The sequence below is a fragment of the Bradyrhizobium sp. USDA 4502 genome (genome assembly GCF_054063355.1).
Genome location: NZ_JBSSGF010000001.1, coordinates 6,134,446 through 6,148,437, shown reverse-complemented (window position 1 = coordinate 6,148,437; position 13,992 = coordinate 6,134,446). Strand labels below are relative to the sequence as shown.

Genomic DNA, 13,992 nt, shown 5'->3' with positions numbered 1-13,992 from the left:
GCCCAGCGGGGCGCCCTATTTTTCCTTCAGGTATTTTTCGACTTTCTTCACGGACACACCGACAGCGCGAACAGCTCCCGCTAGCGCCTGCCCCGACACTCCAAAGCGCTTTTTCCAGTACTCTTTTTCGTAATCCTCATTGAGGTTGATGCGGGTGCGGTCGCGGTAATCTGTTTTGCTTTTGTCGTCGGCCATAACTTCTCTCCCTTTGTTTTACCAAGTCATCCCAACCGGCATCACCCCAGACAATTGATGGTATTTTTCTTGACCTGTTCTTGCCAGTCCGGTCCCAAGGTTTCGCGCGCGGGCAGGGCATTCGCCGCTCCGGGATCTCCGTCCTTAAACATCTTAATTACGAGGCCTTGGTTGGGCGCGAACATCGGAGTCCCGCCGCTTGCCATGGCTACGCCGCCTCCGAGATTTTGAACGACAACTGGCGTGCTACCTGCGTATGAGGCACCGGCCTGAGCATTCATGACGATGAAGCGATCATAGCCCCTGCGGATGGTCTCGGCCGCAGCCTCTCGAACGGCAATCTTCTCAGCGCCTGCGGCACCGCAGATTGGTGCGGCGCGGGCAGTTATTTGAACCGTGTCTTGCGCCAGTGGGATTGTTGAGGCGCCGGCACAGCCGCCTAGGGCAGCGCACAGCGCCACCATTCGCAAATTACGCATTTATGAGAAAATCCCCCGAAATCAACGCGCGACCATAGATCGAGTGAACCCTGTGCGGCAACTAGTCTTTTGGACTTCGGCATACGGTGCTTGGCCGCTGTCAATGCTCCGAAATCCATTGCGTAGCGGCGCGAGCCTGTTGGGGGGCTCGTCCATGAAAATACGGCGACAGACCCTCCCTGACGCGATAGAGTGAGTTGTTGAACACAACCGCATGCGCCGCGGCTCGTATATTGGGAGAGCGTTCATGAGATTCTTTTTTCTCGGTATCGCTATGGTCGGAATCGTAGTCGGGACACAGGCAAAGGCAGGCGCGAGCCGGGACTACGAGGTTGACTACTACGCGGAGCGACAGCTTCGGACGCAGGTTGGAACGTTCTACAAGCCATGCGGTACTGGCGCCGCCACAATGAACGGGCAACGAACGCGCTACTTCAAGAAGTCGCAATCATCGTGTCTGGACACTGGGGGACATCCGCCGCCGGCAACGATAAGCTGCGAATTCACCCAAGCGGGTTGCACAGACGCTCTCGCACATGCGTTTCCACTCATCCCTCACGCACCCGGATTCAGCCTGAGCATGGGTGGTGCACCCGCGTTGTTCCAAGCTAGCGCCGCTGACCAGGAGCTTTATAAAAGAAATAAGCGCGATTCCGGCTTGAAGTAAAATCGCATTGCAGATTTACGACAGATTTCTTCGGTAAAGCGTCGGAGAGGCCGAGAGCTAGTGCCGCTGAGAGCTTGCTAGTCTAGAACTATTCCTACTCGGGGGATTGCGAGCGCTATGTCAGAAGAGACGAACTGCCCGGTCGTCTTACTGTCGTCTGGGCAAAAACTCACGCTGCTCAAAGTCATGCTCTACGACGAAGAAGGCGTGCAAGAGGTGGCTAAGCTTCGGGCCCAAGCCGCCAAGAGCGTTGGCGGCGGATCGCTTGGTGGAGGTGTTTTGGGATCGCCTAGCTGGACACTGCTAGGAGAGGCTGCGGCCATCTCGATCGTGAGCGGATTGCTTTCGGGCGCGTCTCAGAAACAGGCAGCGGAGATGCTCCGTGTAGCGCAAATAAAGTCCGAGGCCGTCGCTAAGAATGGAATCCTCTTTGATTTTGCGCACGTCAAAAACAGTCATAGTCCGCATCCCAGCGTCTGGTACGTGGATGGCTTGAGACGGCGGCACGTCCATAATGGTGATGAATTTGTGAATGTCGAAGCCGACACTGGCCCGATGAGTATTCGATGGGGGCAAGTGGCTGCATACTCTTCACCGCAGCGGGCGCCCGACGAACCCATAGAACCGATTCACACAAATTTCATTCAGCCGAAGCCGGTGCCGTGGGCCAAGGCTACTGTACCTTCACCGCCGTCGGTTCAAGACTCTGAAGCCTTCCCTGTCGGCACAACCATCTACGATGCCGGCGGTGTGAAGCTTGCCGTTCTTCCGAACCATTCAGTCTTGGTGGTTGGTGCTGATCGTTCTTATCCATCGGTCGAAGCGTATCGAAACGAAACGAAGGATCGTAGCCGCTGGGACGTAATAACTAGATACTAGGGCCGTTTCGCTGGATTGGGATTACTCCTAGCGTCGCTTTTTTTCGCCTTTAGACCAATCTCCACCAGCCTGCGAAGGACTTCCGGTCGGCCGGGTAGGTCGTCCTGCTTGCGGCGCTGGACCACCTTGCCGAGGTAGTTGCCGCCCATTGCGCCCAAGCATCCAAAAAACAGCATGACCGTCCATGACGGCACCGCTGTTGCGCCACCGCGAGCGGCTATTCGTATCGCTCCGGCGAGGGCCGCCTTGCGCGGAGCGTACGCATCCGACGGGCGCCGTCTTGCGTGACGCGAGGTAATTCGCGAAGCGTGTAGCCTTAAGTCTAGCTTTAAGGTCATCAGGCGATGCGGGTCGAGGTTTTGGGCGGGCTGGAGCGGCGGCGGCGCTGGTCGCAGGACGACAAGGCACGGATTGTCGAGGAGACGTTGGTGCCGGGCGCGAAGGTGACTGAGGTTGCGCGCCGCAACGGAGTCGCGGCCAGCCTGGTGTTTACCTGGCGTCGACAAGCACGGACATCAGAGCAGGTCGTACCATCTTTTGCGCCGGTGCAGATCGTCGCTACGGAGGTGGAGGAAACTGCGAAGCTTTTGCCTGCGGGTGACGGCCGAGTGCGCTCCGTGGCAGCCGCGCGTACTGGATTGATCGAGATCGATCTTGGCAACCGACGACGCATCCGAGTGGACGCGCATGTCGAGTCGTTGCCGTATGCCCCAGATTGGTACGACGTGCAGCGCATGTTGGCCGACGCCGAGACTGACACCCCCCGGGACATCCGTGATCGTGCGATCCTGCTGTTGCTCGCGGTCTATGGGATGCGCAGCGGCGAAGTGGCGGCATTGCGCCTCGATCAGATCGACTGGCCCGGTGGGACGCTACGGCTTTTCCGCCTGAAGCGCCGCCAGCCGCAGATCTACCCGCTGGTCCTCTCTGCGGCTGAGGCGCTCGCCCGCTACATCGACACGGCGCGGCCGCTATCATCGTGCCCAGAAGTGTTCCTCTGCATGCACGCGCCCCGTCGACCGTTGAAGGCAGGGAGCATCTATGATGTCGCTAACCGCAGATTTGTTGCACTTGGAATCGACGCTGCCCACCGCGGTGGCCATGCGTTGCGCCACGCCTGCGCCTCCCGGCTTCTTGCCGAAGGTCTGTCGATAAAGGAGATCGGGGACCATTTGGGACATCGCAGCGCGGCGTCAACCAGCATCTACGCCAAGGTGAACATACAGGCACTTCGCGAGGTCGGAGCGTTCGACCTGGGAGGCCTCCAATGATGCTGACCCATGTTGTTGATGCCTATCTGGCCAAGCAACGGTCACTGGGGGCGCGTTTCGAGTCCGCTGAGGTTCTGCTCCGCAGGTTCTGCCGAGCGATGGGCAATCGAGATATCGGCGAAGTCACCCCAGAGGCGGTAGCCGAGTTCCTCCAAGGCAAAGGATCGCTCAGTGCCACCTGGATGATGCGATATAGGATTTTGAGCGGCCTTTATAGATTCGCCATCAGTCGCGGGTACGCGGCATCCTCCCCACTGCCGACAACGTTTCCAAAGCTACCGCCGCAACAAAGGCCCTATGTTTATTCCACGGAAGAACTGCGCCGTCTGTTGGACGCGACCTCGATTCTGAAGTTTGGACATCGCCCTCACGTGCCAGCTATGTACCGTACGCTCCTCTTGTTGCTGTACGGAAGCGGCATGCGCATTGGCGAGGCGCTTCGTTTGGTCTTGCAAGACGTGGATCTGACTGATCAGGTCATCACTGTCCGTGACACGAAGTTCTTCAAAACGCGCCTCGTGCCAATCGGACCAAAGCTCAACCAGGAACTGGTCGAGTACGTCGAGCGCCGTCGCCGGCTCCCTTTGCCGAGCGGACAAGAATCTCCATTATTCACTACGCGCGGCAGTCGACCCTGGCACTATGTGCGGGTCATCTCCTGGTTTCAGCATGTCCGCCGAGCCGCCGGAATCGGTTGCCCTGTCGGCGAGCCTCGACCTCCACGGCTGCACGATATTCGCCACACAGCCGCGGTGCACCGGGTGATCGCATGGTATCGCTCCGGCCAGGAGGTGCAGCGACTACTTCCGCAACTCGCAACCTACCTTGGCCACATCGATATCCGTTCAACCCAGCGCTATTTGCAGATGACGCCGGATCTCCTCCAGGCGGCCAGCGAGCGCTTTGCTCTGTACGCGATGGAGGCCGACCATGAAGGATAAGAGCCTGCTTGGTCCGTGGATCCGGCGATTCTTGCTGGAACATCTGGTCGCCGAGCGCAATCTTTCCCGCAACACCCAAGCCAGCTACCGCGACACGCTGACATTGTTGCTGCCGTTTGCCAGCAAGCAGGGAGGCTGCGCCATCGATCGCATGACCGTCGAAGAGCTGACGCCGGAAGTCGTCCGCAAGTTCCTGGACCACCTAGAGCGCGATCGCCAGTGCAGCGAGGTTACCCGGAACCAACGGCTGGCGACCGTCCATTCACTGGCGCGCTTTATCGGGACGCGTTCGCCGGTCCACCTGGCCTGGTGTTCCGAGATGCGGGCAGTGCCGTTCAAGAAGGCGGCCAAGACCGCGATCGGATATCTCGAAAAGGCCGAGATGGACGCGTTGCTAAACCAACCTGACAGACGCACGAGTCTTGGGGTGCGCGACCATGTTCTGCTGCTTTTCCTATACAACAGCGGTGCTCGGGCCGATGAGGCAGCGAAATTGACGGTCGGCAATCTCCAACTGGGTGCGTCCCCGTCGGTGCGACTTCACGGCAAGGGAAACAAGGTCAGAATCTGTCCATTGTAGTCAACGACGGCAACCTCGTTGACTCGTCTTGTGGCCGACCGGAGCAAAAGTGAAGCGGTCTTTCTCGGGCGGACGAACCAGCCTTTGACGCGCTTCGGAATACACCGCCTCGTGACGCAATATGCCGCTATGGCGGGCGAAACGGTGCCAACGTTGGCGACGAAGCGCGTGAGCCCACATACGGTTCGGCACACAACGGCCGTGCACCTGCTGCGCGCCGGCGTCGACATCAACACGATCCGTGCTTGGCTGGGCCACGTGTCATTAGACACCACGCACATCTATGCTGAAGTCGACCTGGAGATGAAAGCAGAGGCGTTAGCCAGGGTCGATATCAGCAGCCTGAGGCCGCCGCCTCGGCAATCTTCTCTCCCGTCGTTGATGGCATTCCTGAAGGCCCTGTAGGGCGAAAGGTCACACTCTTATGTTGCGGAGCGAGCCGAGGAGGTCGGCGAAATCCTTGGCTCACTCCAGCAGCGACAACATAAATCTGGCCGCAACATAACGCGAATAACGATACCCGCCGGGTTCGCCCGCGATGTACTCGTCCCACAGGATCGACAGCGTCACATGCTTGCGCCGGAGTTCGCGGTGTACCGCCGCCCAGTCCGGCTCGGCCTGCCGGCGATGGCCCCGCCGGGTGCCGGGACCGGCTCCCGCGCTGGCGAACAGCCGGGCTTCCAGCGCAGCGTCGGTGATGTCGTCGGGCAATGGCCAGGTCAGCCCCGCTGCCTCGACCCGGTGGATCGTCAACCGCACCGTCGAAGGGGCTGTCCCCACCCGCCGCGCAATCTCGCGGGTCGGCATCCCGGCCGACTTCAATCTGATCACATCGCGCACATGGCGCATCGCAAACCTCTCCGTCGGCATCCAGGTCCCCCTTCGCAAAGCCGAAAGGCGGGACCGTATCGGAGCCAGAAGAGGCCTCGTCACCCCGGGTTCGCCCTTGCGATACCCCGGGCGACATCATCCCGGAATGGTGGGCGAGATCATCTCGGAATGGCGGGCGACATCAAATCGGAACGGTGGGCGAGATCATTCCGGAATCGTGGGCGACATCGAGCGGAATCAGCACGATTAAGCACATTTCTGCGGGCAGACTCTAGTGAATACGAGCGCCGCGCTGGTATAGCATGATGGTCTTCCGCATCGCGCATTCGCAGCGTCGGGCCGCCGCGCGCCACCAGCATCAGCGCCTCGATCGCTGCCTGCCATTCCAGTGCATCCCGCTCACGCTTCGGCAGCTTCATGATGTAGTTGGCAGTATCGGGCAGGGTGATCAGCTTGCAGCCGTCTGGCAGCGGAATCGGATCGTCGAAAGCACGCTGCCAGCTTGGAACGCGACCGGGCGTCAAATCGGTGGCAGTTGGAAATCAGCGATAGCGTCTCGGTGGCCGGGTCGCTCACCGCCGTTGCAGGGCAGGCATAGTCGGCTGTGCTCGATGGGCGGCAGATTCACGAAAGGTCAGGGCTCAGCCTTCCACCGAAGGCATACGGCAGCAATCGTGGCCGCAATTTCTTAAAGTTGTCGTGCAAGGCGGGCGTGACCTGCTCGGTCAAACCACCATCGTCCATCAGTCTATCGGGATCGATGAACGTCCTCGTCAAGCGCGCGAGTCCCTCTTCACACTCAAGCATTGCATTGACCATCAGTTTTCCGAAGTTTGGCATGGGCAACAACTTGCGATGAAGCATGACTTCGACGCTTGAGCCCAAGATCAAACGCAGTCGGATGTTCGCGGGCGGGTGTTTTTTCTGTGCTAGAACACGTTCGACCGAGATCGCTCTCAAATCCTCCGTCCATATTCGATACTGGAGATAGATCGCGCACAATAAGTCATATACCCGTTTCGCAGTGACGCCCGGCCCGGTGCGAAGCCGGTGCAAGCCTTGTCCGATGGCGAAACAATCGGCCTGATATTCGAAAGCTTGGTAGTCCAGCGCAGAGAGGGGTGAAGTCGATCCCGCTTCTGAGATCAGGCTGGAGCCAGTGACCTGCTTCTGGAGAGCGGTGTGACCGTTGAATATGTGGCCCATCTCATGGTCGAACAAGTGATCAATGGCTGCAAGGGCGAGGTCGGAGGCGTACTTCGCGCGTGCGGGGTCCTTCGGCTGCCAGCTGCGTTGTGCGGCGGTCGTCAGATCATAGAGTTTGCGCTTAGGTTGATAATCTCTGTGAACAATCTCCCTACTGGGCCATCCTATGTGGGGGAAATTGTTCGGGTGCGACAGCACCTGGTCAAACAGATCGCGCAACAGAAACACAGTTCCGCGGTTGATCTTGATAACATTCGTGCCATCGTCCTGCATTTCAGCAGATGCACCAAGATAGGCATCCGGCCAAAGCTCAGCGACCACGGAGTGCTTCGCCTGTAGCCCGCACTCTATGACCATTGCATTCGCGCGCTCGTTGTAGCGCTCGCTTAAGGTATCGACATCGCTCGGGAAGAGGTCCTGAGGGGAAGGATCAGGCGCAAAACTGCCGTGGCAGTGTTTGTGTCGTAGTCCGCTCCCGCACGGACATGGTTGGTTGCGGCTGATCTTGACCATCATGAAGTGATCTCAGCCCTCGGCGACGGTGGATGATCTTCCTTGTCTGCCCCGCGCATCACGATCTTGAGCGCATCATCCGGCAACGGCCGCTCCAGCGCCTTGGCCTCATCCCATGGCGCGCGCAGCCAAACGTCGCGCTCCTCGTCGGTGGTCAGGATCACCGGCATGGCCTTCTCGTGGATTGGCACAACCACCGCGTTGGCCGCAGTCGTCAGGAATCCGTAGACGAGATGCGGCCCCGGAATCGGCTTTGACTTGGTGCCGCGGTCGCCCTTGAACTCGGTCCAGATACCGGCGAACGCGGTGAGCGGCCGGTCGTCGCCGAGCGCGAACCACACGACGTCCTTTTTCTTGGTCTCCGGGTTTGGCTCCGGGGCGTACTCGGCAAAGCTATTGAACGGGACCAAGCACCGGTTCTCGGGCTTGAGCCAGCCGCGCCAGTACGGTGACGACGTATTGCGGATGTTGGTGACCGGCGGCCCGCCTGTGCGTGGCGGGGGCGGCATGCCCCAGCGCATCAGGATCATCTCCCGCTCGGCGCCTGCGTTGCGGATCACGGGGGCAGGGTAGTCGGGAAACACGCCCGGCATCGGCGCGAGGTTGCCGACGTAGCGGTTGACGACGCGGAAGAGGTTGAGGATCGCGGCTTGGTTGGTCGTGATCGAATAGAGGTTGCACATGGAATTGCTCAGTTGCACCCGACTCGTAGTAAGTAGCCCACTTTGGTAATTCGCCAGCGAGCGAGAACAATGGCAAACGAGCGATTGGAGGCGTTCAGGAGGCGCTTACGTGGTCCAGAAGCGCCGCAACAGACGCGGGAGCCACTCAAAGGCAAGGACTGGGTTGCCATTCTCGTTTCCATCAGCGCGCTCGCAATATCCGCCATGACAGCCTATTTCAGCCTGCTGCGCCAGAGCGAGGAAATGCAGGTTTTTTTCGGCGATCCTCCGCTTCTCACTCGGACCGCCGACAAACGCTTGCAGGTTGAGGGGAAACTTGACATGGCGTTTATGAACACCGGCACGCGACCGATAATTGTGCTGGGCGTGGCCTTGCTCATTGAAGATACTTCGAAAAGGACTGCGGCTAGCAGCAGTCCTTGCGGCTCAAAATTCGGATCACTTCGTTTCGAAGTGGACACGTTTGTGGTTAAGGAGAAGGAGTCGGTCACGAAACTGCTGACAGTAAGGTTCGATCCTCGCTGGCCGCCCGAAAGTGCCCAGCTCATGCCGGATGGGCGCATCTCGGTGCTGGCACCAAAGGATGTTCGCGGCGACCCCTCTCGATCTGTTGTGATGTGCGTTCGCATCGTCGGAGCCACGCCATCCCGGCAACCATTGATCGCCGATATTGAGTTAGCAGAATCCGAATGGTCTTCTGAGGGACCTCGCGCAACCGGGTATCCCACAATTAGTTTTGCCGCGACACGGCCTCGTGCCGTCATTTGGACCAAACAGGGCACGATTTTCAATTTTGATTGAGGGGGCTGCGTACAGTAGTCTTGGCGGTTGTACATCGACTGCTACCGTTCTCCCGGCCACCATGACGACTGTGGACCGCTCAACTGAAATCGTCATCAGACGCTCGGCCGAGCAAGAACCTATTTTGCACGGTCGAAATGCAGCGTGAATGGCGGCGGGTCTAGGGGATCGGGCGCCTTATTGTAGACCGAGTTTACCAGATCAGCGACGGCGCGGGTGCGATCCTGTTTATCCTGTATGTCGAAGATCGTTTCGCCCAACACGGTGCCGTCATCGTCGCGGATAGCCTTCACCGTAACCTTCATTCTCTTGCTCCTCTAAATGGTCTTAACGCTCTCCCGGCCACCACGTTGACGGTGGATCGCTGGCTGAAATCTTGGTGGTCCGCAGCGCGACGAGGTGACTGCGCTTGTAGGGATAGCCCCGGACCGCCGAGCAATCCTTGCAGCGCATGCGACGCTCCAGCTCGTGGATCGGCGTCGCCTTCGGTCGGCGGATGACATCGAGCGCAACGGTCTGATGCGTCTCGCAACCGAGGCACTTCACCTCAAGAAATCGATAGCCTGCATTGAGTGCGTCGCCAAGGGTAGGCGACGGCTGCGCCGGTCCCTGAAAGCCGAGCATGCGCGCGTTCCACGCCTCGCACGCCAGCCAGTCGGCCTTCCGGCGCGCCTCGGCGGCCTGCTCGGCGGCGGCGCGGATGCTGGCGCCGTAGATGTATTCGCGAGATTTCGAGCCCATGCCGACCATCAAAGCGCGGCGGCGGGCGGTCGGCAAATTATCAATCCGTTGGGGCCCGGCAGTCCAGCGAGATACTTGTGGTCGGTGTGGATAGCGGATGCCGCGCACGCAGCAGAGGCGGTCCTAGGCGACCGCCTTGCCCGAGCTGCCCTCGCGCTCCAGCCGGGATTTGATCATCTCGTTGATCTGGCGCGTTGAGTTCACAACCCTCAGGCGGTGCTTCAAATCCGCCAAGGACCATTTCGTGAGCAACTGCACGAAAGCGAGGTTGGCAAATGAGGACGTTGCGGTGGTGATGCTCTGAAAATCCAGCTCGACAACAGCATCTCGCCGCGCCAGTGCGGTGCACAGGGCGTCATAAAGGCGGCTGCCTTGCTCGGCAGTATCTGCGCGGCCCGAAGTGCGAGCTACTACTATACGCTCTCGCATTTTCATCACCATTCGAGGTCTTCCCGGTCATCGGGAAGTGCTTCAATCGTATCCGTTCTGAGCACAATGTCGATAGTCGTTCCCGGGCAGAACCCGACGTTCGGAACGATAAACGGTCCGCCTTGGGGCGGGAACCGAACTATCGCATTGAGCGAGTAAATCGAGACAGTTCCGCCGTTAACCTTGACGGCGTTGAGCAGTAGGCAAGGCCGATCCCTTGATTTCCCGGGGTCGTCTTGGTGGTGAATCCTGCCTCGGTTGCCTTGATGATGGCCTGCGCGTCCGACAACTGTGGCAGCTTGGTCCGGACACGCCCGGGGATGCCGAGCCCCATGTCCGACAGCGATATGTAGACCAAGGCTTCCCGGGGGAAGTGCTGCGCGCAGATGGTGCCTATGTCGAGTTGGGTGTGGTCCTGAATATTGTTGAACAGCTCAGCCACGCAGTTTTTGAATTTATACAGCGAGGCGGGCGAGATCGACAGTCGCGATGCCAGCCAAGGGACAAGGTTGTGTTCCAGCCAAGCGTGGGAATTCTGGTGGGCGATCCGCATCAGCGGCTGCGTTGTCGACCTTGGCGATGCGTCGGGGCGGAGCTTTGCCCCGCAATGCTGCTCGAAGAAAAGCGAGTCGTCCAAAAACCTAACTGCGTCGCCGTTGCCGCCGACGTTGACGAGTGTGATTTTGGTGCCCTGAGCCTGCATCCACGCGAATACGTTGCTGAGAAATACGATGCCCGCCGGTCGGACAAAGCCGAGGTTTCCGAAATCGATGTTGACCTCCGGCGGCCACCCGTTCGCGGCATGCGCGGCGAGATCGGCTGCAACCTTCGACAAGGACAGTCCATTGAATTGATACGGCAGCTGTACAATCGGCGCAGGCAACACCACCTCGAATCGGACTTAAAAAAACGCGGTAGTATAATCGTGACGTGGCAACCTGCGCCAGCGATGCCTTAGAGGCAGAAGGGCTTGCACACCTGTCAGTGAAAACGCTGGTATCCAGTACCTGAATGCCTCCGGCGCGGCGGCGATCAGCGTCACTATCGAGGACGGCGGTCGACCTTGGTCCCCAGGAACGCGCCCTTGCCGTCCCCGGGCCGCGCGGCGGCACGCTGGCGACCGGCCGGATGTCGCCGCCATGATGGCAGCGCTCCGGCAGGCTGCGGACGACCAGCATGTGACGTTGGCGGAGCACGATGCGGCGATTGCCCGGGCCAGCGACGCGGCGCAGCGGATTGACCAGTTCATGGCCTCACTCCGGGGCACCGGGCGGCTGCGGGCGTTCAATAGGGCGTACCGAGAGCACCGCCAGTAGGCGGCGGCGAAAGGGCGGAGGCTCATGACCTACGGACAGGCCGAGGGCGCGGTGGCGCGACGCTCATGCCGATCCTCATCAGCGGTCAGACGGTGCCCGGATCGCTTTTTGCCGAGGTACTCGAGTGTCACCAGCTCGGCGGCAGTGCCTATTAATTGCCTATTAGATCGCATCACAGGTTGCAAGGCTGGCCAAGTACGTCGATCTGAGTCGTCTTTCTGTTTGCTTTTATGAGTGAGCGGCCCGAGACATAGGTGACATTTCGTACCGGACACATGGGTTACACTTTCCGCTTTTGTTCTGCGGGAGGTGTGGATGCCGTGGAAAGCGAGTTCGGTGATGGAAGAGCGCCTTCGCTTTGTCGCCCGTCTGCTGGACGGGGAGGCCATGACGGACGTCTGCCGGGAGTTCGGCGTGTCCCGCAAGACCGGCTACAAGATTTTCGATCGCTACAGGGAACAGGGCGCGGCGGCGCTATGCGATCGGTCGCGGCGACCGGTGCGCTATGCCAATCAGCTCCCCGAGCCAATCGAGGGCCTGATTGTTCGTCTCAAAGCCGAGAAACCGCACTGGGGCGCGCGCAAGATCCGTGAGCTCTTGGTCCGGCGGCTCGACGGCGATATCCGGGTTCCGGCCAAGAGCACCATCCATGCGGTTCTCGATCGCCATGGCCTGGTCAAGCGCGCAGGCGGCCACTGGTAGTTTGACGACGGCGAAGCGATCGGCGCCGGCTATCGTGGTTTGGCCGTGATCGTGGATAGTTCACGTGCGTAGGAGGCGAATCGCATCGTACGACGGGACCGAGCGCTGTACCCTGTGTGTCGTATTGGCCTCCTCCGCTCGGACACTTGTGAAGGGCGGGACGCCAACGGCGATGCGGCGTCTCTCCGGAAGTCCTCTGTTCGCACTCCAAATTACAGCACGACCTCGATCAAGCGGGGGCCCTGATTTTGCATCGCGCTGCCGAACTGGCTTGCGAATTCCCCGACTGACATTGCACGGCTCGACTCCACGCCCATCCCCGACGCCAGCTTGACCCAATCGAGCTCGGGATTGTGCAGATCGAGCATCGAGAATGCCTTCGGTCCGGGTTCACCGGCGCCGACCCGGCCAAGCTCGATATTGAGGATTGCATAAGAGTGGTTGGCAAACACCACCGTGGTGACGTCGAGTGATTCCCGCGCCTGCGTCCACAATGCTTGCAGCGTGTACATGGCTCCGCCGTCGCCGTGGAGGCAGACGATCTTCCGGCCCGGGCAGGCGACTGCCGCACCCGTGGCGAGCGGGATGCCCTGTCCGATCGCGCCGCCGGTCAGCGCCAGATGATCGTGCGGCGCGATCGTGGCTGCAAAGCGATGCACTCCGCCGCCCGCCGTCGCACCTTCGTCGGATATGATTGCGCCTTCGGGAAGAAAATGGGCGATGACCTGTCCGGCGGTTTGTGGATTCAGCGGGCCCGCCGGAATCTCCGGCTTGTCCGATGTGCCGATATGCAGCGGCTGATTTGTGGCCTTCATGGTGTCGGCGAGGGCTTCCAGCGCCGCCGTGCCATCCTCGTGCGCGTGGGCGAGATAGAGGATCCTGCAATCCTTCGGCGTGCACCAGGATGGCTTGTTCGGATAGGCGAAGAAGCTGACTGGCGGCTTGGCGCCGACGAGGATGAGCTGCTCCGTGCCGCTCATGAACTCGACGATCTGTTCGGCGAAGTAGGGGATGCGCTCGACCCGCACGCGGCCGGCGCCGCGCTGGCAACGTGGCGCAAAGGTGTCGCAGGCGATCCGCGCGCCGGTTGCGGCGGCGATCCGGCCGGCCGCATTGAGCCCGCGTTCTTTCAGCCCGGCGCCACGGATCAATATCATGCTTTTCTTGCCCGACCGGAGCGCGGCTGCGGCTTGATCGATTGCCTCAAGCGAAACCTGCGCTGGCACGGGCTTAGGCAGGGCCGGCGCCGGACGATCGGCTTCCAGCCATGCGGTGTCGGCCGGCAAGATCAGGGTCGCGATCTGACCTGGATACTGCAAAGCGGCTTGAACCGCGCGGGCTCCGTCCGCGGCGACAGTGTGAGCACTTGCCGATGAATGCACCCACGCGGAGACCGGCCGTGCGAAACCATGGACGTCGGAAGCGAGCGGCGCGTCGTATTGCGCGTGATAGGTCGCGTGGTCGCCGACGATATTGACTATCGGCGTTGCGGCGCGACGTGCGTTATGGAGGTTGGCGAGCCCGTTTGCGAGGCCCGGCCCGAGATGCAGCAACGTCGCCGCGGGCTTCTCGGCCATGCGGCCATAACCGTCGGCCATGCCGGTCACCGCGCCTTCGAACAAGCCGAGCACGGTTCGCATGCCTTCGACCCGATCGAGCGCCGCCACGAAGTGCATCTCCGACGTGCCGGGATTGCCAAAGCAGACCTCGACACCGGATCCGACCAGTGTCCGCAACAGACTTTCCGCGCCGTTCATG

At 60.5% G+C, this 13,992-nt stretch carries 14 protein-coding genes and 3 pseudogenes; 6 read left to right on the top strand and 11 right to left on the bottom strand.

The genetic code is table 11. The features are described from left to right. Nucleotides 1-15: 15 nt before the first annotated feature. The gene (locus ACVW1B_RS28550) at nt 16-195 is read right to left on the bottom strand and encodes a DUF3606 domain-containing protein (protein ID WP_456822578.1); all 180 of its coding nucleotides are present in this window, start codon (nt 193-195) and stop codon (nt 16-18) included. A 41-nt stretch (nt 196-236) separates the two neighbouring features. Next, on the bottom strand, nt 237-674 hold the full coding sequence (locus tag ACVW1B_RS28545) for a hypothetical protein (protein WP_456822577.1): 438 nt from the start codon (nt 672-674) through the stop codon (nt 237-239). A gap of 784 nt (nt 675-1,458) precedes the next feature. Between ACVW1B_RS28545 and ACVW1B_RS28540 the strand changes: the two genes are divergently transcribed. From ACVW1B_RS28540 to ACVW1B_RS28525, 4 genes and pseudogenes are all read left to right on the top strand, one after another. Then, complete coding sequence (locus tag ACVW1B_RS28540; RefSeq protein ID WP_456822576.1) at nt 1,459-2,220, top strand: hypothetical protein; 762 nt, start codon at nt 1,459-1,461, stop codon at nt 2,218-2,220. 344 nt (nt 2,221-2,564) lie between these two features. Further along, a complete protein-coding gene (gene tnpA / locus ACVW1B_RS28535) occupies nt 2,565-3,491 on the top strand; it encodes an IS66-like element accessory protein TnpA (protein ID WP_456822575.1) in 927 nt (308 codons plus the stop codon). Continuing rightward, a complete protein-coding gene (locus ACVW1B_RS28530; RefSeq protein ID WP_456822574.1) occupies nt 3,488-4,432 on the top strand; it encodes a tyrosine-type recombinase/integrase in 945 nt (314 codons plus the stop codon). Before tnpA ends, ACVW1B_RS28530 begins: the two co-directional genes overlap by 4 nt. Continuing rightward, nucleotides 4,422-5,417, top strand: a pseudogene (locus ACVW1B_RS28525) (tyrosine-type recombinase/integrase). Before ACVW1B_RS28530 ends, ACVW1B_RS28525 begins: the two are co-directional and overlap by 11 nt. 96 nt (nt 5,418-5,513) lie before the next feature. Here ACVW1B_RS28525 and ACVW1B_RS28520 read toward each other — a convergent pair. The 4 genes and pseudogenes from ACVW1B_RS28520 to ACVW1B_RS28505 form a co-directional block, all read right to left on the bottom strand. Then, nucleotides 5,514-5,861: pseudogene (locus tag ACVW1B_RS28520) on the bottom strand (helix-turn-helix domain-containing protein); the annotation flags it as partial. A 140-nt stretch (nt 5,862-6,001) separates the two neighbouring features. After that, complete coding sequence (locus ACVW1B_RS28515) at nt 6,002-6,367, bottom strand: hypothetical protein (RefSeq protein ID WP_456822573.1); 366 nt, start codon at nt 6,365-6,367, stop codon at nt 6,002-6,004. Between the two features lie 100 nt (nt 6,368-6,467). Continuing rightward, nucleotides 6,468-7,565 carry an SEC-C metal-binding domain-containing protein gene (locus ACVW1B_RS28510; protein WP_456822572.1) on the bottom strand — a complete coding sequence of 366 codons (1,098 nt, stop codon included), beginning with the start codon at nt 7,563-7,565 and terminating at the stop codon, nt 6,468-6,470. Beyond that, nucleotides 7,562-8,245 carry an SOS response-associated peptidase gene (locus tag ACVW1B_RS28505; RefSeq protein WP_456822571.1) on the bottom strand — a complete coding sequence of 228 codons (684 nt, stop codon included), beginning with the start codon at nt 8,243-8,245 and terminating at the stop codon, nt 7,562-7,564. Before ACVW1B_RS28505 ends, ACVW1B_RS28510 begins: the two co-directional genes overlap by 4 nt. 69 nt (nt 8,246-8,314) lie before the next feature. Between ACVW1B_RS28505 and ACVW1B_RS28500 the strand changes: the two genes are divergently transcribed. Further along, nucleotides 8,315-9,046, top strand: a complete 732-nt coding sequence (locus ACVW1B_RS28500) for a hypothetical protein (protein WP_456822570.1) — start codon at nt 8,315-8,317, stop codon at nt 9,044-9,046. 119 nt (nt 9,047-9,165) lie between these two features. Here the strand turns inward: ACVW1B_RS28500 and ACVW1B_RS28495 are convergent, their stop codons facing one another. The 4 genes from ACVW1B_RS28495 to ACVW1B_RS28480 all read right to left on the bottom strand — a co-directional run bounded on the left by ACVW1B_RS28495 (nt 9,166) and on the right by ACVW1B_RS28480 (nt 11,099). Beyond that, nucleotides 9,166-9,351: a hypothetical protein gene (locus ACVW1B_RS28495; protein WP_456822569.1), complete on the bottom strand. Its 186-nt coding sequence runs from the start codon at nt 9,349-9,351 to the stop codon at nt 9,166-9,168. A gap of 22 nt (nt 9,352-9,373) precedes the next feature. Further along, a complete protein-coding gene (locus tag ACVW1B_RS28490) occupies nt 9,374-9,787 on the bottom strand; it encodes a hypothetical protein (protein WP_456823074.1) in 414 nt (137 codons plus the stop codon). 123 nt (nt 9,788-9,910) lie between these two features. Beyond that, nucleotides 9,911-10,228 carry an STAS-like domain-containing protein gene (locus tag ACVW1B_RS28485; protein ID WP_456822568.1) on the bottom strand — a complete coding sequence of 106 codons (318 nt, stop codon included), beginning with the start codon at nt 10,226-10,228 and terminating at the stop codon, nt 9,911-9,913. Nucleotides 10,229-10,355: 127 nt separating this feature from the next. Further along, nucleotides 10,356-11,099, bottom strand: a complete 744-nt coding sequence (locus tag ACVW1B_RS28480; RefSeq protein WP_456822567.1) for a hypothetical protein — start codon at nt 11,097-11,099, stop codon at nt 10,356-10,358. Between the two features lie 748 nt (nt 11,100-11,847). Here ACVW1B_RS28480 and ACVW1B_RS28475 point away from each other — a divergent pair. Continuing rightward, nucleotides 11,848-12,219 (top strand): annotated as a pseudogene (locus ACVW1B_RS28475) (helix-turn-helix domain-containing protein); the annotation flags it as partial. 227 nt (nt 12,220-12,446) lie between these two features. Here ACVW1B_RS28475 and ACVW1B_RS28470 read toward each other — a convergent pair. Then, a complete protein-coding gene (locus tag ACVW1B_RS28470; protein WP_456822566.1) occupies nt 12,447-13,991 on the bottom strand; it encodes an acetolactate synthase large subunit in 1,545 nt (514 codons plus the stop codon). Nucleotide 13,992: the final 1 nt, after the last annotated feature.